We start from the raw sequence: 17,865 nt of genomic DNA, 5'->3' as shown, positions 1-17,865 counted from the left end.
CCCTCGCCGCACCATGGACCGTGTGCGCTCCTCCACCGCCGGTGGAGGCGTCGCGACGAGGAGGTGGGTCATGACGGTACGGGTGGTGGCGGACCGACGCCGCGGTGGCGTACTGCACGTGGTCGGCAACTCCGACGCGCCGCGGCGGGGCGAACGGCCCGGCCGGTTCAGTCCGACCCGGCTGTGGCGGGGTCCCAGCGGGCCACCCCGGCGCGCCGACGACCGCCGCTGGGAGACCGACGTACGGGGGTGAGACAGATGGCGGAACAGTTGGTGTCCGCGTTCGAGTCCTCGCTGGACAAGACGAACGTGATCCTCAAGGAGATCGAGTCGGCGTACGGCTGGCCGCCGGAGCGGCGCAACCAGTCCTACGCGGCGCTGCGCACGGTGCTGCACCTGCTGCGTGACCGGTTGCCGGTGCAGGAGAGCGCCGAGTTCGCCCAGCAGCTGCCGGTGCTGGTGCGCGGCATCTACTTCGACGGCTGGCAGCCGCAGGACGTGCCGATCAAGCTCAACCGCGACGACTTCCTCTACGAGGTCCGCCAGGGCTTCCCGTACGACGTCGAGGGCGGCGCCCAGCGGGTGGTCCAGGTCGTGCTGGACACGCTGCGCCGGCACGTCACGCAGGGGGAGTGGCAGGACGTGAAGTCGACCATGCCGCGGGGCCTGGATCAGCTCATTCCCTGACCCGACCCGTCGCCGGCCCGTCCCGCCCCCTCGGCGGGGCGGGCCGTCGGCGTGCGGGAGACCGGCAGCCCGGCCCGCCGGGCCAGCCCGGCGAACGCGACCGCGTCGACGATCGCCGCGCCGCCCGGGTCGTTGTTGAAGTAGACGTACGCCGGCACGCCGTCGCCGAACGTGGCGGCCAGCCGGCGCACCCAGCCGGCCAGGGCGTCCCGGCCGTAGCGGGGCCAGGGCCGCGCCCGCCCCTCGTGCAGCCGCAGGTAGCCGAAGTCGGTGGTGCGCCACCGTGGCGTGATCGGTCGGCTCAGCCGGTCCGCCCAGACCAGCGCCGCCCGGTGGCGCTCCAGCACCCGCCGGGTCTCGTCGGTCCACCACGAGGGATGCCGGGGCTCCACCGCCACCCGCACGTCGGTCGGGAACCGCCGCAGCACCTCCGCCAGCGCCGCCGGGTCGGCGCGCAGCGTCGGGGGGAGCTGCACCAGCACCGGCCCCAGCCGGTCGCCCAGTCCGGACGCCCGGTCGAGGAACCGGGCCACCGGCTCGGCCGGGTCACGCAGCCGCCTCACGTGGGTCAGGTAGCGGCTCATCTTCACCGCCACGCAGAAGTCGCCGGGCGTGCGCTCGCGCCACGCGACGAACGTGTCCCGCTCCGGCAGCCGGTAGAAGGCGTTGTTCACCTCCACCGTGGCGAACCGCGCGGCGAAGTGCTCCAGCCAGCGCCGCTGCGGCACGCGGGCGGGATAGAACCGCTCCCGCCAGTCCCGGTACTGCCAGCCAGACGTGCCGACCAGGAACATCGCCGTGCCCTACTGAAGGTTGATCTGGAAGACCTCGAACGCGGCGCCGTGGCGCACGCCGAGCCGGGTTCCCGCCGGGCGGGCCATCCCCTCCAGGAACTCCTCGGCGTCGAAGCCGCCGTCACCGAGCCCGCTCAGGTACGCCCCGTGCGCCCGCAGCGAGTCCACCCCGCGCGCGAAGGTGTCCGTCACGTCCACCCCGTGTCGCGCCACCGGCGAGCCGGCCGCCCACACCTCGCGTACCCGCGACCACGGCTGCGTGCCGTCGGTGAGCTGCTCCGGGAAGATCCACCGGTTGCCGGCGTCGCGGACCGCGTCCAGCGTGGCCCGGCCGCAGGCGATGTGGTCGGCCTGGTTCAGCGCGTACGCCCCGTCCCAGGTCTCCCGGAAGTTGTTGGTGAGCACCACGTCCGGCCGGTGCCGGCGGACCGCCCCGGCGATCGCCCGGCGCAGCGGGACGCCGTATTCCAGCAGCCCGTCGGGCAGGCCGAGGAACTCGACAGCGGACACCCCCACCACGGCGGCCGAGGCCCGCTGCTCCTCCTCGCGCAGCACCCGGCTGCGCTCCGGCGCCATCCCGTCGATGCCTGCCTCACCGCTGGTGAGCAGGCAGTAGACGACCTCCTTGCCCTGCCCGGTCCACCGGGCGACCGCCGCGGCGGCGCCGAACTCCAGGTCGTCCGGGTGCGCCACCACGGCCAGCGCCCGCTGCCAGTCCTCGGTCAGCGGCGTGAGCGGTTCCGGCTGCGCCACCTCGTACCTCCTCGCGCGTCTCCTCCCGCCATCCTGGCACCCGCCGGCATCGGCCGCCTACCGGCGCGAACCGTCCGTGCGGCCGGGTCCGGGCGTCTACCGTGTGGTTAGAGAAGATCGGGCGTGGGGTACCACCCGCTGCACACGGACCCCGGAACGCGCGGGGCGGCACACCGAGGGAGCACCCATGGCATTGAACGACGACGACATCCAGACCAGCGGCGGCGGCGGCCTGGAGGGCCCGGCCGACGGCGGTGCCACCCCGGGTCAGCACGACGGTGGCGCGGACGGCGGTGCGGAGGGCCCGGCCGACGGCGGCGCGACCCCCGGTCAGCACGACGGTGGCGCGGACGGCGGTGCGGAGGGCCCGGCCGACGGCGGCGCGACCCCCGGTCAGCACGACGGTGGCGCGGACGGCGGCGCGGAGGGCCCGGCCGACGGCGGCGCGACCCCCGGCCAGCACGACGGCGGCGCCGACGGCAGCGCCTGACGCATGACCATGACGTACGTCGACCCGCCGGGTGGCCACGGCCGCCCGGCGGTTCCGCTCTCCGCCGCCGAGGCGCTGACGCGCTGCGTCTCCGTCGAGCCGGCCAAGTTCGCCGCCGACCACTGGGGGCGCAGCCCGCTGCTGTCCCGGGCCGCCGAGCTGCCCAACCCGCACGGCTTCACCGACCTGCTGAGCCCGGCCGACGCCGACGAGCTGCTCAGCCGGCGCGGTCTGCGTACCCCGTTCCTGCGGGTGGCCAAGGACGGCCAGCTCGTGCCGGCGGCGCGCTACACCGGCGGCGGTGGCGCCGGCGCCGAGATCGGCGACCAGGTGCTCGACGAGAAGGTCCTGGCGCTCTACGACGACGGCGCCACCCTGGTGCTCCAGGGCCTGCACCGCACCTGGCCGGCGCTCGTCGACTTCACCCGCGACCTGGGCGCCGCGCTGGCGCAGCCGTTGCAGGTCAACGCCTACCTGACCCCCGCCGGCAGCCAGGGCTTCGCCACCCACTACGACACCCACGACGTCTTCGTGCTCCAGGTCGACGGGCGCAAGCACTGGCGGATCCACCCGCCCGTGCTGGTCGACCCGCTGGAGCGCCAGCCGTGGGGCGGCCGGGCCGACGAGGTCGCCGCCACCGCCGACGGCCGGCCCGCGCTGGACGTGGTGCTGGAGCCGGGCGACGCGCTCTACCTGCCGCGCGGCTGGCTGCACAGCGCGCAGGCGCAGGAGTCCAGCTCGCTGCACCTGACCGTGGGCATCCGGGCACTGACCCGGTACGCCGTGGTGGAGGAACTGCTCGGCCTGGCCGCCGAGGACGCCCGGCTGCGCGCCGGCCTGCCGTTCGGGCTCGACCTGGCCGACCCGGACGCGATCGAACCGGAACTGACCGAGACCGTCGAGGCGCTGCGCGACTGGCTGCTGCGCGCCGACCCGGCGGCGGTGGCCGCGCGCCTGCGGGCCCGGGTCTGGCCGGCCGCCCGGCCGGCGCCGATCCGCCCCCTCGCGCAGGCCGAGGCGCTGACGCGGCTGGCCCCGGACAGCCGGGTGGCGGTCCGGGCCGGGCTGCGCTGGCAGCTCACCCCGACCGGCGACGGGACGGTCGTCCTGCGCCTGTTCGACCGGACGCTCACGCTGCCCGGCACGTGCGAGGCGGCGCTGCGCGCGCTGCTGGCCGGCGAGGTGACCCGGGTCGGCGACCTGCCCGGTCTCGACGACGACGCCGACCGGCTGACCCTGACCCGCCGGCTGCTCAAGGAGGCGGTGCTGGTCCCCGCCTGACCACGGTGGGTCAGCGGGTGTAGGTGACGGCCAGCAGGAGCAGGGTGGTGGCCAGGCCGCTGGCCGCCACCAGGATCATCGGGCGGGGGGTCAGCACCGCGTGCCGCCGGTCGGCCAGCAGGCGCGCCGGTGCCAGCCCCACCAGCGGGCCGAGCAGCGTCACCACCAGCGCCAGCACCGGCAGCCCGACCGCCAGGTCGCCGCCCGAACCCGCCCCCAGCGCCCGCGCCCCCAGCCCCAGCAGGAACGCCACCAACGCGCCGCCGACGCCGCACGCGATCAACAGCGGGTTCACCGCGCCCGGCAGCTCACCCGGCTGGCCGGTCCGCTCCAGCAGCTCCCGCACGCCGCGCAGCAGCGGCACCGGGTCACCGGCGGCGTCCCGGGCCGGCCCGGGCGGATCGCCCAGGCGCCGGACGCCGAGCCGGGCGCGCAACTGTCCCCACAGGTGGGTGACCTCGCCGTCCACCCGGTCCACCATCCGCCGTGCCTCGGCCACCTCCGCCTCGGCCCGCCGGACCTGCTCGGCCGCGTCGGCCACCGCCCGGTCGGCGGCGGCCACCTGCTCGCCGTACCAGGTGTGCGCCTCGGCCCGCTGGGCGGACATCCGGGTGGTCAGCTCGGCGAGCCGGCGGATCTGCGCGCTGTACGTCTCACTGGAGACCGGTTCGTTCATCGGGTGGGACCATAAGGGATGATCACCTGTCCGGTGCGGTGCACCGCGCGGTCGAAGTAGAGACCGCGCCACGGCCGGGGGTACCAGTCCGGCCCGCCGCTGCCCGGGTAGAGCGACGCGCTCAGCTCACCGCCCTGCACGTCGAGCGCCACCCAGGCGCCGATCTGGTCGGTCCGGGCGCCGGCGCCGCCCAGGTCGACGCGCATCCGCGCCACGCCCCGCCACCAGGCCAGCACGTGGGTGCGCCGCTCCGGCCCGTCGTGCAGGATCCGGCGCAGCTGCTCCAGGCCGGTCCGGGTGCCGGCCTTGCCGGCCAGCGCGCCGGCCGCCGCGTCCACCGCGAACAGCAGCAGGAAGTGCGGCGTCCGCGCGGCGCCCGGCGCGCCCAGCCCGTCGCCGACCTCGGCCATCAGCTCGGCGACGGTCTCCTCGTCGTACCAGGACGCGTCGCCGGCCAGGTCCTCGTACAGCGCGCGGGCGGCCGGGTCGGCGTCCGGGTCGAGGCAGGCGATGGAGAACCGGGCGGTGCCGGGGCGGTACTGGCGGGCCAGCGAGCGGGCGGCGGCGTCGAGCACCGCGCACGCCTCGTCCACCCGGGTGCCCAGCACGGCCAGGTTCCGCCCGGGGGCCCGGGGCAGCCGCAGCGCCGCCGACCGGGACTGCACGTCGATGATCTCGCCGAGCAGCGCCACCGGGTTGCGGGGCACCCCCTGCTCGGGCGCGGTCAGGGCGCGGAAGTCCGGCGCCTCGGTCAGCCGCGGGATGGCGTCGCCGTCGAAGAGCCGGGCCGGCGAGGCGTCCTGCGGGCGCATCCGCCACAGCCGGTGCTGCAACTCGCTCCACGTCTCCCAGTCGCTGGCCGACGGGATCCGGGCCACCTCGTTCCCCTCGGCCAGCCCCGACTCGGCGTTGACCACCGCGTGGTGGCGGGGCAGCGACTGCGCCGCGTCGTTGCGCTCGGCCAGGATGCGCAACGCCTTCGGCAGCGCGATCCGCAGCGTGAACTGGGCGACCAGGGCGGGGCGGCCCCACAGCGCCTCGATGCCGCGTACGTCCTGCGAGGCGAGCACCAGGTGGATGCCCTGCGAGCGGCCCCGCCGGGCCAGGTCCTCCAGCAGGTCGGCGGCCTCCCGGGCGACCACGTCCCGGCCGGCGAGCAGCGCCTGGAACTCGTCGACCACGGCGACGATCCGCGGCCAGTGGCCGGTCGGGTCGACCGCGCGCAGCTCGGCCAGCTTGGTGACCTCGTGTTTCTTCGCCGCGTCGGCCCGCCGGCGCAGCTCCTCGGCGAGGAAGCGCAACAGGGCCAGGCCGAACTCCCGGTCGGTGTTGACGTTGATCCCGACCAGCCGCATGTGCGGCAGCCAGCTCGGGTCCCGTCGCCCCTGGGCGAACCGGGCGAAGGACACGCCCTCCTTGAAGTCGAGCAGATAGAACTCCAGCTCGGCGGGGGAGTAGCGGGCGGCGAGCGCGCCGATCCAGGCGAAGATCAGGTTGGTCTTGCCGGTGCCGGACGGGCCGCCGATCAACGCGTGCGGCGGGTAGTCGCCGAGGGTGAGCAGGACCGGCCGCCCGTGCGGGCCCTCACCGATCGGCGCGCTGAGCCCGTGCGCCGAGTCCTCCCGCCAGTAGTCGTCCGGCGGGGGGAGCAGGTCGGTGAAGGGCGTCGGCGGCGGCCCGGCGGCGACCCGGGAGGCGACCGCGCGGCAGGTCTCGGTGACCAGCGCCGCCGGGGGCGGGGCGTCGAGCACCACCGGCAGCCCGGCGATCCGGGCGTCGTCCGGGTCGACCACGATCCGGGTGACGGTCCGGTCGTCGGGCAGGTCGATGCCCCGGACCACCAGGTGCACGCCGCACGCCGCGCCGGTGCGGACCACCCGGTCGAGCTGGCCGCGTTCGTGGCGGGACAGTTCGTCGCCGCCGAGCAGCACCGCCACCCGCCACGGCTCCGGGCGCCGACCGGTGGCGGCGGCCAGCTCCCGCAGCGAGGCGTACTCTCCGGCGAGCACCGTCGCGTTGATCCGGCGGATCTGCTCCACCAGGTCGTCGAGCAGCCGACTCAGGCCGCCCGGGCCGACGAAGGTGAGCAGGCCGGCGGTGCCGAGCGGGGCGAACCCGGCCAGCCCGCCGCCCAGGTGCTCCGGGTCGTAACCGTGCAGCCGCACTCCGCCCGGGTCGGCCCGGCCGACCGCGCGCAGCAGCAGCGCGGGCACCACCGCGGCGAGCCCGGCCGGATCACCGCCGGCCAGGTGCACGTGCCCGGCGTCGAGCAGCGGGACCATCGCCGGCACCGGCTCCGCGCCGGTGAGGCGTACCGTGCCGATCCGGACCGCGCCGGGCGGCTCGGCGCGCCCGGCGGGCGTCGGCTGCCACCGGTCCCACGGCGCGGACGCCGCTCCGGGGGCCTCCCGCCCGGCCGCGGCGGCGGCGCGGCGGGCCAGCTCGGCCAGGCGGGCGGTGTGTCGGGCGTCGATCTCGGCGAGCCGCCGGTCGCGCGCCGCGCCGACCCGGTCGGGCACGCTCGCGGCGGCGCGGCGGGTCCGGGCCAGCCGGTCCCGCCCGGCGGCCAGCTCGGCCTCGGCGGCGGTGAGCCGGGTCCGGGTGGCGCCCAGGGCGTCGGAGAGCATCCCCCGGACCCGCGTCACCAGTTGCGCGCGGACGTCAGCCACGGGACGGCTCCGGTTCGTCGGTGTCCTTGGGCAGGTCCCGACCGAGCCGGTCGAGCAGCACGCCGGTGAGCACGCCGGCGGTGACCGCCGGGTCGGCCGCGTGCGGCTGCTCCTGCCCGTCGTCGCGGCGCGGCGGGGGCATCCGGCAGACCCGGGTGAGCAGCGTGTCCAGCACCGGCGGCGGCAGCCCCGGCAGCAGGTCGCGGACCCGCCCGTCCAGCTCGCGTCGCAGCCGGGTCAGGTCGTCGGACCGGGGCGGATGGCCGAGCAGCTCGCCGGCCAGGTCACGCAGCATCGGCGGGGCGATCGCGGCCAGTCCCAGCCCGACGTCGGCGTGCGCCCGGCGCAGCTCCCGGTGCAGCCGGTCCCGGTCGCCGGAGCGGATCCCGACGACCACCCGGCGCAGCAGCTCGCGGGAGTCGTCGACCCGCTCGTCCGGCTCGTCCGGGGCGCCCTCGCGACCGCCGGTCAGCTCCGCCACGCGGACCGCCCACCAGCGCCGCACGGCCGGCGGCTCGGCCGGCTCCGCGGCCGCGCCGGGCGCCGGCGGCGCCGCGCCGCGCGGCGCGTCGTGCCGGGGCCTCCGCTCACCCGGCGGCGCCGGCGGCGCGCCGTCGGCGGCCAGCCCGATCGCGGCCAGGTACGCGGTGAGCTGCTCCTGCGCCACGCGCAGCGCGTAGCCGGCGGTCTCCGCGTGCTCGGTCGCGGAGGTCAGCTCCGGGACCCCCATCGGGTCGGCGGACTCCTGGCGTACCCAGCGCAGCCGTTCCTCGGCCTGGCCCAGCTTCTCCAGGGCGACGGCGAGCTGGCCCAGCGGCAGCTCCTCGGCGGCGGCGCGGACCTGCGCGCCGATGTCCTCGACGATGGACACGTCCGGCCCTCAGAGCGTCGCGACGTAGAGCTGTGCCTGCTCCACCGCCACCAGCGTCGCGGCGAGACACTCCTCCAGCTCCTGGCTGGCCTGGGTCAGCGACGACTGGGCCGCCTCGACCGTCTCGTGGCCGCTGCCCTCCAGCGCGCCGGCCAGGGTCTGCTGCGCCTCGGCCAGCTTCTCGCCGGCCGCCTGCACCGCTGTCTGCCCGTCACCGATCTGCTGGAGAGCGACATCGATGGCGGCCTTCAGCTCGGCGACGCTCGCCACGGGGACCTCCTGGGGGCAAGGGAGATCTCCATTACAACTCATCCCGACGGGTGGACGAACATCCACCCTCGCGTCGTTCCTGCCCGAGTGTCCGATTGGGGCCCTGACGTGCGCGAAGACCGCGTCGGGGCGGTGCGTGCGGTCCCGTCGGCGGACGCGCGGGTCCCGACGCCGGGACCGGCGGTGGCGGTCAGCGGCCGAGCCAGCGCGGCCCGCGCACCTCCGCCCCGAGCGCGCTCACCCGCGCGCGCAGTTCCCGGTCGGCGGTGACCACCACCCGCCGGCGCTCCGGCGCGGCGGCCACCAGCTCGACCACCGTGTCGTCGCCGGAACCGGGCGCGGACACCACGTCGACCCCGTCCGTCGGGGCCACGTGCCGGGCCGCGCCCTCCACCACCAGCACCACCTGCACCGGGGGCGGCAGCTCCGGCGGCACCCCTTGGTCGGCCAGCGGCGCCAGCGCGTCGCGCAGCCGCGCCGCCGCGCCGGCCCGGTCCCGCCACCAGCCGTCCGGGCGCGAGCCCACCACGTTCGCGCCGTCCACGACCAGCAGCGGTCTGCTCTCCATGACCCCAGCCTGCCATCCGGTCGCGTTTGTCGCGCCGACCGCCGGGTAGCCACCGCCGACCGTGCCGCGCCCTGTCGCGTCCCGGCCGTGCCGACCGACTGCGGAGGACGAAGATGATGGGACCCGGTGACTTCGGCAACGACCCGTGGGACGAGTTCCTGGCCCGCTACTTCGGCCGGGGCGAGGGGGGACGCCGACCGGCCCACCGGGTGGACATCACCCGCCTGATGACCGCCGACGCGCGGGAGATGCTGGCCGACGCGGCCCGGCGGGCCGCCCAGAAGCACAGCAACGACCTGGACACCGACCACCTGCTCTGGGCGGCGTTGCAGCGCGAGCCGCTGCGGGACCTGGTCCGCCGCGCCGGCGCCGACCCGGACGCGCTGGTGAACGCGCTCGGCGGGCGCGGCGACGGCGCGCCCGGCGGCGACGTGCCGCCGAACCTGTCGCTCACCCCGGCGGCCAAGCGGGCGCTGCTGGACGCCCACCAGCTCTCCCGGGCCATGGGCGCGAACTACATCGGGCCCGAGCACATCCTGATGGCCCTGCCGCTGAACCCCGAGTCGCCGGCCGGCCGGATGCTCGCCGCCGGCCGGATCCAGCCCGAGTCGTTGCAGGCGGCCAGCGCCGAACGCGGCGCGGCCAACGGCCCCCGCCCGGACCGCGGCACGCCCACGCTCGACCAGTACGGGCAGGACCTCACCGAGCTGGCCCGGATGGACCAAATCGACCCGGTGATCGGCCGCGCCGACGAGATCGAGCAGGCGGTGGAGATCCTGTCCCGGCGGACCAAGAACAACCCGGTGCTCATCGGCGAGGCCGGGGTCGGCAAGACCGCGATCGTCGAGGGGCTGGCCGAGCGGATCTGCGACGGCGACGTGCCGCAGACGCTGATCGGCAAGCGCGTCATCCAGCTCGACCTGGCCGGCCTGGTGGCCGGCACCCGCTACCGGGGCGACTTCGAGGAACGCCTGAAGAAGGTCATCGACGAGATCCGCGCCCACCGCGACGAGCTGATCATCTTCCTGGACGAGATCCACACCCTGGTCGGCGCCGGGGGCGCCGGCAGCGAGGGCGGGATGGACGCGTCCAACATGCTCAAGCCGGCGCTCGCCCGCGGGGAGCTGCGGGTGATCGGCGCGACCACGCTGGACGAGTACCGGCGCAGCATCGAGAAGGACGCCGCGCTGGCCCGGCGGTTCCAGCCGGTGCTGGTGCCCGAGCCGACCGTCGAGGACACCGTGGCCATCCTGCGCGGCCTGCGCGACCGCTACGAGGCCCACCACCAGGTCCGGTTCACCGACGAGGCGCTGGTCGCCGCCGGGGAGCTGTCCGACCGGTACGTCACCGACCGGTTCCTGCCGGACAAGGCGATCGACCTGATCGACCAGGCCGGTGCCCGGGTCCGGCTGCGCACCCGCACGCCCGCCTCCGACGTGCGCGAGCTGGAGCAGCAGCTCGACGAGGTACGCCGGGACAAGGAGCAGGCCGTCTCCGACGAGCAGTACGAGCGGGCCTCCTCGCTGCGCGACCGGCTCGCCGAGCTGGAGGACCAGATCCGCCGCGCCCGGGGCGACGAGGGACCCAACCACGTGCCCGAGGTCGGGCCGAAGGAGATCGCCGAGGTGGTCTCCCGGGCCACCGGCATCCCGGTCAACCAGCTGACCGAGGAGGAACGCGACCGGTTGCTGCGCCTGGAGGGGCACCTGCACGAGAAGGTGATCGGGCAGGACGACGCGGTCAGCGCGGTGGCCGAGGCGGTGCGCCGCTCCCGTACCGGCCTGGCCGACCCGAACCGGCCGATGGGCAGCTTCCTGTTCCTCGGCCCCACCGGCGTCGGCAAGACCGAGCTGGCCCGCGCGCTCGCCGAGGCGCTGTTCGGCGAGGCGGACCGGATGGTCCGGGTGGACATGAGCGAGTTCCAGGAGCGGCACACGGTCAGCCGGCTGGTCGGCGCCCCGCCCGGGTACGTCGGCTACGAGGAGGCCGGTCAGCTCACCGAGGCGGTCCGCCGCCGCCCGTACGCGGTGGTGCTGCTGGACGAGATCGAGAAGGCGCACCCGGATGTGTTCAACATCCTGCTCCAGGTGCTCGACGACGGCCGGCTCACCGACAGCCAGGGCCGGACGGTGAACTTCAAGAACACCGTGCTGATCATGACGAGCAACCTCGGTTCGGAGCTGATCACCGGCACCCAGCGCACCGTCGGCTTCGCCACCGGCGAGCCCGGCGAGCAGGAGTCCACCGAGCTGCGGGAACGGCTGATGCGCCGGTTGCAGGAGAACTTCCGACCGGAGTTCCTCAACCGGATCGACGAGATCATCATCTTCCAGCGCCTGGAGGCCGAGCAGCTGCGGCAGATCACCGGCCTGCTGCTGGAGGAGACCCGCCGCCGGATGCACGCCCAGGACATCCAGGTCGAGTTCTCCACCGCCGGCGTCGACTGGCTCGCCGAGCACGGCTACCAGCCGGAGTTCGGCGCCCGCCCGCTGCGCCGGGTGATCCAGCGCGAGGTCGACAACCGGCTGTCCCGGATGCTGCTGGAGAACGAGATCTCGCCGGGGCAGAAGGTCACCGTGGACGCCCGGGACGACCAGCTCGTCTTCGAGGTGTCCGCCGGCGAGCGCGGCTACACGGCCGCCACCACGTCCCACCCCCGGTGAGGGGGGACGGCCCATCCCCGACGGGCCGGCGCGGCCCGTCGCCGACGGATCGGAGGGCGGACATGACCGAGCCCGAGGAGACCCGGGAGGACACCGCGGCCGGCGAGCCGATCACGGTGGCCCCGACGGCCAACCCGTCCCGGGTCCGGGTGCCGCCGGAGGGACTGACCCAGCAGAGACCGGAGGGCGAGGGCGAGCCGGAGGTGTCCGGGCCGTCGCCGGGAGAGGAGGCGTGATGGTACGCGAGGCGCGACTCGACCCCGAGGTCGAGGTGATCTGGGACGACTTCCACGCCGAGGTGAACGTCCCCTCCGAGCAGCTGCGGCAGTGGCTGCTGACCCGCGGGTCGGGGGAGGAGGCGTTCGGCCCGGACCCGGACCTGGACCTGCCCGAACCGGGCCGGCAGATCCTCGCCGTGCTGCGCAAGCGCAAGGTGGACCTGACGCCGGAGGACATCGAGGTGATGCGCGACGCGATCACCCGGATCCGGGAACTCAGCGAGCAGAAGCCGCGCCGGGGCAACGCCGACGACGAGTGGCGGCACGCGCTTCTCGACCTGGGTCACGACGTGCTGGTCGAACGCTGAGCGGACGTGGCGGTGCCCGGGCGGACGACCGCCCGGGCACCGGCGTCTACTCCGACTCCAGGCTGGGCAGCAGGAGGCCGGCCGCGTCGGCCGCGGCCTGCCGGTCCGCGCGGGCCCGCTCCTCGCGGCTGAGCAGGTTGGCGTACTCGGTGACGTCCGCCGGGTCCGGCACCTCCGGCAGCCGGCGCAGGAACGCCTCCACGTCGGCGGCGGCGGCGGTGTGCGCGGTGGCCGCCTGGCGCAGCAGCTCCCGCTCGTCGGCGGCCGGATACAGATCAGTCATGCCGGCGGTGATACCCGCGTTCAGGCGGTTCGCACCCCGCCCGCCCCGGTCGGCTGCACCCCGAAGTCCGGATGGGCCAGCAGCCAGGTCAGATAGTCCGGATGGTGGGCCAGCGCGTCGGTGTACGCCGCCACCGCGCTCTCCAGCACCGGCTCGGCCACCGCCGCGGCGGGCGCGTCCGGGTGCCACCCGAGCAGCAGCCGCCAGCGCAGCGGCGTACCGGCCAGCCGGCGGGTGACCAGGCCGGCGACCGGCCGGAAGGTGGCCTGGCACAGCGCCACCGCCTCGCCCGCGTCCACCAGGTCCAGGGCGGCCCGCACGTCCGCCTCGTAGACCTTGCGCGGGGTGAAACCGGCGCGGGAGCAGGCGGCGGCGAAGCAGTCGCCGAAGCAGCCGTCGCCCGGCGCCGCCACCCACTGCTCCCGGCGCAGGTCGACCAGGTCGATCTCGCACCGGTCGGCCAGCGGGTGGGTCTGCGGCAGCAGCACGAAGACCGGGTCGACGGCCACCTCCCGCCAGCTCAACCCGAACATCGCCGACGGCGCCGCGTCACCGCACACGCCGGTCAACGCGAAGTCGAGCCGCCCGCCGGCGACCATCTGGGCGAGTTCGTCCACCGACCAGGAGGCGTACGTGGTGATCTGCACGTCGCGACGCTCGGCGGCGAGCCGGTGCACCAGGCGGCCCAGGATCGGGCTGTTCACCCCGCCGAACCGGTAACGGCGCAGCGGATCACCCGCGCCGGCCAGCCGCGCCGCCTCGTCCTGCAGGCCCTTCATCGCCGGCAGCAGCACCCGGGCCCGGTCCAGCACCAGCTCGCCCAGCGCGGTGGGTCGGGCGCCGCGCCGGTCCCGCTCGAACAGCGGCCCGCCGAGCGCCCGCTCGATCCGCTGGAGCTGGGCGGTCAGCGCCGGCTGGGCCAGGCCGAGCGTGGAGGCGGCCTTGGTGACGCTTCCCGTCTCCGCGATCGCGCAGACCACACGCAGGTGTCGCAGCTCCAGATTCATAGGGTGACGGTAGGACCACGAACCGGTGTGCGGAAGGGGCGATCGGCTCAGGCGTCGCGGCGGTGCTCCAGGTCGGCCAGCCGGGTACGCCGACCGCTCACCGCGTCGCGCACCTTGTCCAGCACGCCCACCGCCGGCTCGACGATCTTGTTCCAGGGCGGGGTGGCCGGCGTGCCCGGGTGCGGCCGGGTCGGCGCGGCCTCCTCGGCAATCTCCCACCGGTTGCCCAGCCGGATCAGCTCGGCGTCGCTGGCCACCTCCCGCAGCGGCGTGACCAGGGCGGCGACCCGGCTGACGTGCCGGCGCACCCGCTCGGCCACCTCGGCGACCGTCGGGTCGTCCGGACCGGACAGTGCCTTCAACGCGGTGAGCAGGGCGGCGTCGGCCTCGATCTCCCGCGCGACCAGCTCCTCGCTCTCCGGCACCGCGGCGCGGGCCGCCGGGAACAGGTACTGCTCCTCGGCGGACAGGTGCCGGGACACCGCGGCGGTGAGCACGTCGAGCACGGCGCGGCGGCCGGCCGGGTCCAGCGTCGGATCGGTGACCTGGTCGGCCAGCCCGAGCAGCGCGCGGTGCTCGGCGTCCACGAGGTCGGCCAGGCTCCGCCCACCCGGCCGGTACGCGTCGTCGGCGGCCGGCGGCAACGGCGGCAGGGGGACGGTCATGGTGCCCTCCTCGGGACGGGGAATCGATGTTCGGCGTTACCCGGTCGCGCGTGGCGCGAAACCGGCGCGCACCGCGCCGGCCGTCGGGTCCCGCCCGGCTGGTATAAGGAAGCGATGACGACCTCCGCCCGACCCGAGCCCACCGACGAGGTCGTGGACCTCTGCCGCGACCTGCTGCGCATCGACACCACCAACACCGGGGACAACGACACCAGCGCGGGGGAGCGGCGCGCCGCGGAGTACGTCGCGGAGAAGCTCGCCGAGGTCGGTGTGGACGCCGAGATCCACGAGTCCGCGCCCGGGCGGGCCAACCTGGTCGCCCGGATCCCCGGCACCGAGCCCGGGCGGGACGCCCTGCTGGTGCACGGCCACCTCGACGTGGTGCCCGCCGACCCCGACGAGTGGTCGGTGCACCCGTTCTCTGGCGAGATCCGCGACGGCTACCTGTGGGGCCGGGGCGCGATCGACATGAAGGACTTCGACGCCATGGTGCTGGCCGTGGTGCGCGACTGGCAGCGCACCGGCGTACGGCCCCGGCGCGACGTGGTGCTCGCCTTCACCGCCGACGAGGAGGCCGGCAGCGACTACGGCGCGCACTTCCTGACCCAGCGGCACCGCGGGCTCTTCGACGGCTGCACCGAGGCGATCGGCGAGGTCGGCGGTTTCTCCTACTCGGTCGACGAGCAGCGCCGGCTCTACCTGATCGAGACCGCCGAGAAGGGCATCGACTGGCTGCGCCTGCACGCCAGGGGGCGGCCCGGCCACGGCTCGATGGTGCACGACGACAACGCGGTGACCGCGCTCGCCGAGGCGGTCGCCCGGATCGGCCGGCACCGCTTCCCGGTGGTGATGACCGACACCGTGCGGGCGTTCCTGGCCGAGGTCTCCGACGTCCTCGGCATCGAGATCGACCCGGACGACCCGGAGACGGCGATCGCGAAGCTCGGCCCGATCGCCAACATCATCGGCGCCACGATCCGCAACACCGCCAACCCGACCCGGCTCGCCGCCGGCTACAAGGACAACGTCATCCCCGGCCGGGCCACCGCCACCATCGACTGCCGCAGCCTGCCCGGGCAGAGCGAGGAGCTGGAGCGGCAGCTGCGCGAGCTGGTCGGGCCGGACATCGCCATCGAGTACGTCCAGCGCCAGCCGGCGCTGGAGACCACGTTCGACGGCGACCTGGTGGCGCAGATGTCGGCCGCGCTGCGCGCCGAGGACCCGGGCGCCCACCCGGTGCCGTACATGCTCTCCGGCGGCACCGACGCCAAGGCGTTCTCCCAGCTCGGCATCCGCTGCTTCGGCTTCGCGCCGCTGCGGCTGCCCGCCGATCTCAATTTCTCCGGCCTGTTCCACGGCATCGACGAGCGGGTTCCGCTGGACGGACTACAGTTCGGCGTGCGGGTTCTCGACCGCTTCCTCCGCAACTGCTGACCGCGCCCACCGCGGCGCCGCCGGCGCGGAACCTCCCCCCATCGCGAAGGGACTGCCTCACATGACCGACCAGCACGGTGAGCTGGACGCCGCCCTCGAGCGCGTGATCGACGCCGCCCGCGCCCACCTGGCCGCCGTCCGGGCCGCCCAGGGCCGGATCGACGACGACGCCGTCTGGCAGGCGTACGTGGCGTTGAACAACGCCTCGTTCGCCTACGACGAGCAGCTGCTCGACGCGTTCGGCGAGGTGACGCCCTGGGACGTGGAGTCGATCGACCCGGACGAGGCGGACGAGCGCTTCGGCGCCGTCGAGGGCGGCGAGCCCACCGACCCGCACCCGCGGGTGATCTCGGTGCGGCAGCGCCGCGACTACCGGGTGCCCAGTGTCGCCGCGCTGCTGCGGGCGGCCGAGGCGGCCCGCCGGGAGGGCACCCCGGAGGAGGACGAGCCGGCGCCGGTCGAGGGCGTCGGCGAGGCGGTGCTGGAGCTGCTGCAGAGCGGTGACGGCTCGCTGTCCGCGCTCGACGTGCCGGAGCTGGAGCCGCTCGACGGCGTGGTCATGGTCAGCGAGGTCGGCACCCCGGTCGACCTGGAGTCGTTCGACGACGACGACCCGGTCGGCCCGTTCCAGCCAGCCGCCGACGACCGGCTGGTCGGCCGGCTCGACGAGCACCCGTTCCTGGAACTCGACGAGGAGCACGACCACGCCCACTAGGCCGTGGTTGTCCCGGGGCCGCACCGCGCGGCGCGGCCCCGGGACGACGCCGACGTCAGTACGACAGGCCCGGCTGCGGCTGGTTCACCCGGCGGCGCCGCAGCAGCACCTGCCGCGTGCCGTCCCGGTAGAGCTGCACCCGGGCCAACTCCCAGCCGGAGAACTCCGCCTGGATCGCCAGCTGCGCCGCGGCGGTCAGCCGATCGACGTTCGACGGCAACCGCAGCGGCGCGTATTCGTAGTCCATGCCCCTATGCTGCCCAGCTCGCGGGCCCTCCGCCACCCCCTGACGGTGACCCGGGCCGCACCGGCGTGCGCCCCCGCCGCACGCCGCGTCGGCGGGGTCGCCGGTCAGCCGTCGCGCTCGGGGTAGCCCACCGGCACGGCGGAGACGTCGTCCAGCGCGGTGACGATCTCGTCCGGCAGCGTCACCCGCTCCACCTGGAGCGCGCCGAGCAGCTGCCCGACCGTGCGGGCGCCGAGGATCGGCGCGGTCACACCCGGCCGGTCCCGGACCCAGGCCAGCGCCACCTCCAGCGGCGACACGCCGAGGCCGCCGGCCGCGATCGCCACCGCCTCCACGATGCTGGAGCAGCGCGGCTCCAGGTAGGTGGCCACGAAGCGCTCGAAGTGCGGCGACACCGCGCGGGAGTCCGCCGGGCGGCCGTTGCGGTACTTGCCGGTGAGCACCCCCCGGCCCAGCGGCGACCAGGGCAGCACACCCAGCCCCATCCCGGCGCAGGCCGGGAGCACCTCACGCTCGACGCCGCGCTCCAGCAGCGAGTACTCCACCTGGGCGGCGACCACCGGGGCGCGTCCCGGCCAGGCGGCCTGCCAGGCGGCGGCCCGGGCGGTCTGCCAGCCGGAGAAGTTCGACACGCCGACGTACCGGGCCTTCCCGCTGGACACGGCGTGGTCCAACGCGGTGAGCGTCTCCTCCAGCGGCGTGTCCGGGTCGTACCCGTGGACCTGCCACAGGTCGACGTGGTCGGTGCCGAGGCGACGCAGCGAGGCGTCCAGCGTCCGCAGCAGGTGCCCGCGCGACCCGTCGCGGCGGCGGCCGCTGCCCGGGCGCAGCCCGGCCTTGGTGGCGATCAGCAGCTCGTCGCGGTCCACCAGGCTGCCCAGCAGGGAACCGATCACCGACTCGGCGTCGCCGTCGGCGTACACGTCGGCGGTGTCGACGAGGTTGCCGCCCGCGTCGAGGTAGCTCTTCAGCTGGGCGGCCGCGTCGTCGGCGTCGGTGTCCCGTCCCCAGGTCATGGTGCCGAGCGCGAGCCGCGAAACCGCCAGCCCGCTTCGGCCGAGCGGTCGCTGTTGCATGCGTGAACCTTATTTCGAACCCGGCGTCACGGATATCCTCGCCGCAGTCAACTTCCCGCGCGACCGCAGACCGGTGTGACGTGTTCGGGGCGAGCCGGTGGTCGGGGGTGCCACCCTCATTGCGTAACCT

21 protein-coding genes are annotated in these 17,865 nt (G+C 75.5%); 9 read left to right on the top strand and 12 right to left on the bottom strand.

What is annotated here, in order from left to right:
- Positions 1-70: 70 nt before the first annotated feature.
- Positions 71-253: a hypothetical protein gene (locus GA0070622_RS20095; protein ID WP_091575315.1), complete on the top strand. Its 183-nt coding sequence runs from the start codon at positions 71-73 to the stop codon at positions 251-253.
- Positions 254-258: 5 nt separating this feature from the next.
- The gene (locus tag GA0070622_RS20090; RefSeq protein ID WP_091575313.1) at positions 259-687 is read left to right on the top strand and encodes a DUF2267 domain-containing protein; all 429 of its coding nucleotides are present in this window, start codon (positions 259-261) and stop codon (positions 685-687) included.
- On the opposite strand, the gene GA0070622_RS20085 is transcribed toward GA0070622_RS20090, so the two are convergent.
- Positions 672-1,481 carry a DUF72 domain-containing protein gene (locus tag GA0070622_RS20085; RefSeq protein WP_091575310.1) on the bottom strand — a complete coding sequence of 270 codons (810 nt, stop codon included), beginning with the start codon at positions 1,479-1,481 and terminating at the stop codon, positions 672-674. The genes GA0070622_RS20090 and GA0070622_RS20085 overlap by 16 nt on opposite strands.
- Before the next feature lie 9 nt (positions 1,482-1,490).
- On the bottom strand, positions 1,491-2,234 hold the full coding sequence (locus GA0070622_RS20080) for a PIG-L deacetylase family protein (protein ID WP_091575308.1): 744 nt from the start codon (positions 2,232-2,234) through the stop codon (positions 1,491-1,493).
- Between the two features lie 187 nt (positions 2,235-2,421).
- Here GA0070622_RS20080 and GA0070622_RS20075 point away from each other — a divergent pair, with 187 nt between their 5' ends.
- Both GA0070622_RS20075 and GA0070622_RS20070 read left to right on the top strand, forming a co-directional pair.
- Entirely contained in the window at positions 2,422-2,724 is a 303-nt protein-coding gene (locus GA0070622_RS20075; protein ID WP_091575306.1) for a hypothetical protein, read from the top strand.
- Positions 2,725-2,733: 9 nt separating this feature from the next.
- On the top strand, positions 2,734-4,005 hold the full coding sequence (locus GA0070622_RS20070) for a cupin domain-containing protein (RefSeq protein ID WP_091577695.1): 1,272 nt from the start codon (positions 2,734-2,736) through the stop codon (positions 4,003-4,005).
- A 10-nt stretch (positions 4,006-4,015) separates the two neighbouring features.
- On the opposite strand, the gene GA0070622_RS20065 is transcribed toward GA0070622_RS20070, so the two are convergent.
- From GA0070622_RS20065 to GA0070622_RS20045, 5 genes are all read right to left on the bottom strand, one after another.
- A complete protein-coding gene (locus tag GA0070622_RS20065; RefSeq protein ID WP_091575303.1) occupies positions 4,016-4,681 on the bottom strand; it encodes a hypothetical protein in 666 nt (221 codons plus the stop codon).
- On the bottom strand, positions 4,678-7,350 hold the full coding sequence (locus tag GA0070622_RS20060) for an FtsK/SpoIIIE domain-containing protein (RefSeq protein ID WP_091575300.1): 2,673 nt from the start codon (positions 7,348-7,350) through the stop codon (positions 4,678-4,680). The genes GA0070622_RS20065 and GA0070622_RS20060 overlap by 4 nt, the downstream gene beginning before the upstream one ends.
- Positions 7,343-8,221 carry a hypothetical protein gene (locus tag GA0070622_RS20055; RefSeq protein WP_091575298.1) on the bottom strand — a complete coding sequence of 293 codons (879 nt, stop codon included), beginning with the start codon at positions 8,219-8,221 and terminating at the stop codon, positions 7,343-7,345. Before GA0070622_RS20055 ends, GA0070622_RS20060 begins: the two co-directional genes overlap by 8 nt.
- Before the next feature lie 9 nt (positions 8,222-8,230).
- The gene (locus GA0070622_RS20050) at positions 8,231-8,491 is read right to left on the bottom strand and encodes a hypothetical protein (RefSeq protein WP_091575295.1); all 261 of its coding nucleotides are present in this window, start codon (positions 8,489-8,491) and stop codon (positions 8,231-8,233) included.
- 190 nt (positions 8,492-8,681) lie between these two features.
- Entirely contained in the window at positions 8,682-9,059 is a 378-nt protein-coding gene (locus tag GA0070622_RS20045) for a hypothetical protein (RefSeq protein WP_091575293.1), read from the bottom strand.
- A gap of 113 nt (positions 9,060-9,172) precedes the next feature.
- Between GA0070622_RS20045 and GA0070622_RS20040 the strand changes: the two genes are divergently transcribed.
- The 3 genes from GA0070622_RS20040 to GA0070622_RS20035 all read left to right on the top strand — a co-directional run bounded on the left by GA0070622_RS20040 (position 9,173) and on the right by GA0070622_RS20035 (position 12,308).
- Positions 9,173-11,722 (top strand): ATP-dependent Clp protease ATP-binding subunit, encoded by a 2,550-nt coding sequence (locus tag GA0070622_RS20040; RefSeq protein WP_091575290.1) that lies wholly within the window; start codon positions 9,173-9,175, stop codon positions 11,720-11,722.
- Between the two features lie 62 nt (positions 11,723-11,784).
- Entirely contained in the window at positions 11,785-11,958 is a 174-nt protein-coding gene (locus GA0070622_RS32625) for a hypothetical protein (protein ID WP_157779062.1), read from the top strand.
- Positions 11,958-12,308, top strand: a complete 351-nt coding sequence (locus GA0070622_RS20035; protein WP_091575288.1) for a DUF3140 domain-containing protein — start codon at positions 11,958-11,960, stop codon at positions 12,306-12,308. Before GA0070622_RS32625 ends, GA0070622_RS20035 begins: the two co-directional genes overlap by 1 nt.
- 46 nt (positions 12,309-12,354) lie before the next feature.
- On the opposite strand, the gene GA0070622_RS20030 is transcribed toward GA0070622_RS20035, so the two are convergent.
- Genes GA0070622_RS20030 through GA0070622_RS20020 form a run of 3 tightly spaced genes read right to left on the bottom strand, consistent with a single transcriptional unit; the run spans position 12,355 to position 14,263 of the window.
- Entirely contained in the window at positions 12,355-12,591 is a 237-nt protein-coding gene (locus GA0070622_RS20030) for a hypothetical protein (RefSeq protein WP_091575286.1), read from the bottom strand.
- A 20-nt stretch (positions 12,592-12,611) separates the two neighbouring features.
- Entirely contained in the window at positions 12,612-13,598 is a 987-nt protein-coding gene (locus GA0070622_RS20025; protein WP_091575283.1) for a LysR family transcriptional regulator, read from the bottom strand.
- 47 nt (positions 13,599-13,645) lie between these two features.
- Positions 13,646-14,263, bottom strand: a complete 618-nt coding sequence (locus tag GA0070622_RS20020) for a hemerythrin domain-containing protein (RefSeq protein WP_091575280.1) — start codon at positions 14,261-14,263, stop codon at positions 13,646-13,648.
- A 114-nt stretch (positions 14,264-14,377) separates the two neighbouring features.
- Here GA0070622_RS20020 and GA0070622_RS20015 point away from each other — a divergent pair, with 114 nt between their 5' ends.
- Together GA0070622_RS20015 and GA0070622_RS20010 are read left to right on the top strand one after the other, a co-directional pair.
- Positions 14,378-15,697 (top strand): M20/M25/M40 family metallo-hydrolase, encoded by a 1,320-nt coding sequence (locus GA0070622_RS20015; protein ID WP_091575278.1) that lies wholly within the window; start codon positions 14,378-14,380, stop codon positions 15,695-15,697.
- Positions 15,698-15,758: 61 nt separating this feature from the next.
- Positions 15,759-16,412: a hypothetical protein gene (locus tag GA0070622_RS20010; protein WP_091575275.1), complete on the top strand. Its 654-nt coding sequence runs from the start codon at positions 15,759-15,761 to the stop codon at positions 16,410-16,412.
- 55 nt (positions 16,413-16,467) lie between these two features.
- Here GA0070622_RS20010 and GA0070622_RS20005 read toward each other — a convergent pair whose 3' ends face one another.
- Together GA0070622_RS20005 and GA0070622_RS20000 are read right to left on the bottom strand one after the other, a co-directional pair.
- Positions 16,468-16,659, bottom strand: coding sequence for a DUF5703 family protein (locus GA0070622_RS20005; RefSeq protein ID WP_091575272.1), 192 nt, complete (start codon positions 16,657-16,659; stop codon positions 16,468-16,470).
- A 104-nt stretch (positions 16,660-16,763) separates the two neighbouring features.
- Positions 16,764-17,735: an aldo/keto reductase gene (locus tag GA0070622_RS20000; RefSeq protein ID WP_091575269.1), complete on the bottom strand. Its 972-nt coding sequence runs from the start codon at positions 17,733-17,735 to the stop codon at positions 16,764-16,766.
- Positions 17,736-17,865: the final 130 nt, after the last annotated feature.

Origin of the sequence: Micromonospora sediminicola, from assembly GCF_900089585.1 — a bacterium.
GTDB lineage: Bacteria > Actinomycetota > Actinomycetes > Mycobacteriales > Micromonosporaceae > Micromonospora > Micromonospora sediminicola.
Note: the sequence above shows the minus strand (reverse complement) of the source record. Positions and strands in the feature narration are given on the sequence as shown.

Coding starts and splice junctions, on each gene's coding strand:
- GA0070622_RS20095 (WP_091575315.1), top strand. CDS start 71: ATGACGGTACGGGTGGTGGCGGACCGACGCCGCGGTGGCGTACTGCAC.
- GA0070622_RS20090 (WP_091575313.1), top strand. CDS start 259: ATGGCGGAACAGTTGGTGTCCGCGTTCGAGTCCTCGCTGGACAAGACG.
- GA0070622_RS20085 (WP_091575310.1), bottom strand. CDS start 1,481: ATGTTCCTGGTCGGCACGTCTGGCTGGCAGTACCGGGACTGGCGGGAG.
- GA0070622_RS20075 (WP_091575306.1), top strand. CDS start 2,422: ATGGCATTGAACGACGACGACATCCAGACCAGCGGCGGCGGCGGCCTG.
- GA0070622_RS20070 (WP_091577695.1), top strand. CDS start 2,734: ATGACGTACGTCGACCCGCCGGGTGGCCACGGCCGCCCGGCGGTTCCG.
- GA0070622_RS20065 (WP_091575303.1), bottom strand. CDS start 4,681: ATGAACGAACCGGTCTCCAGTGAGACGTACAGCGCGCAGATCCGCCGG.
- GA0070622_RS20045 (WP_091575293.1), bottom strand. CDS start 9,059: ATGGAGAGCAGACCGCTGCTGGTCGTGGACGGCGCGAACGTGGTGGGC.
- GA0070622_RS20040 (WP_091575290.1), top strand. CDS start 9,173: ATGATGGGACCCGGTGACTTCGGCAACGACCCGTGGGACGAGTTCCTG.
- GA0070622_RS32625 (WP_157779062.1), top strand. CDS start 11,785: ATGACCGAGCCCGAGGAGACCCGGGAGGACACCGCGGCCGGCGAGCCG.
- GA0070622_RS20035 (WP_091575288.1), top strand. CDS start 11,958: ATGGTACGCGAGGCGCGACTCGACCCCGAGGTCGAGGTGATCTGGGAC.
- GA0070622_RS20030 (WP_091575286.1), bottom strand. CDS start 12,591: ATGACTGATCTGTATCCGGCCGCCGACGAGCGGGAGCTGCTGCGCCAG.
- GA0070622_RS20025 (WP_091575283.1), bottom strand. CDS start 13,598: ATGAATCTGGAGCTGCGACACCTGCGTGTGGTCTGCGCGATCGCGGAG.
- GA0070622_RS20020 (WP_091575280.1), bottom strand. CDS start 14,263: ATGACCGTCCCCCTGCCGCCGTTGCCGCCGGCCGCCGACGACGCGTAC.
- GA0070622_RS20015 (WP_091575278.1), top strand. CDS start 14,378: ATGACGACCTCCGCCCGACCCGAGCCCACCGACGAGGTCGTGGACCTC.
- GA0070622_RS20010 (WP_091575275.1), top strand. CDS start 15,759: ATGACCGACCAGCACGGTGAGCTGGACGCCGCCCTCGAGCGCGTGATC.
- GA0070622_RS20005 (WP_091575272.1), bottom strand. CDS start 16,659: ATGGACTACGAATACGCGCCGCTGCGGTTGCCGTCGAACGTCGATCGG.
- GA0070622_RS20000 (WP_091575269.1), bottom strand. CDS start 17,735: ATGCAACAGCGACCGCTCGGCCGAAGCGGGCTGGCGGTTTCGCGGCTC.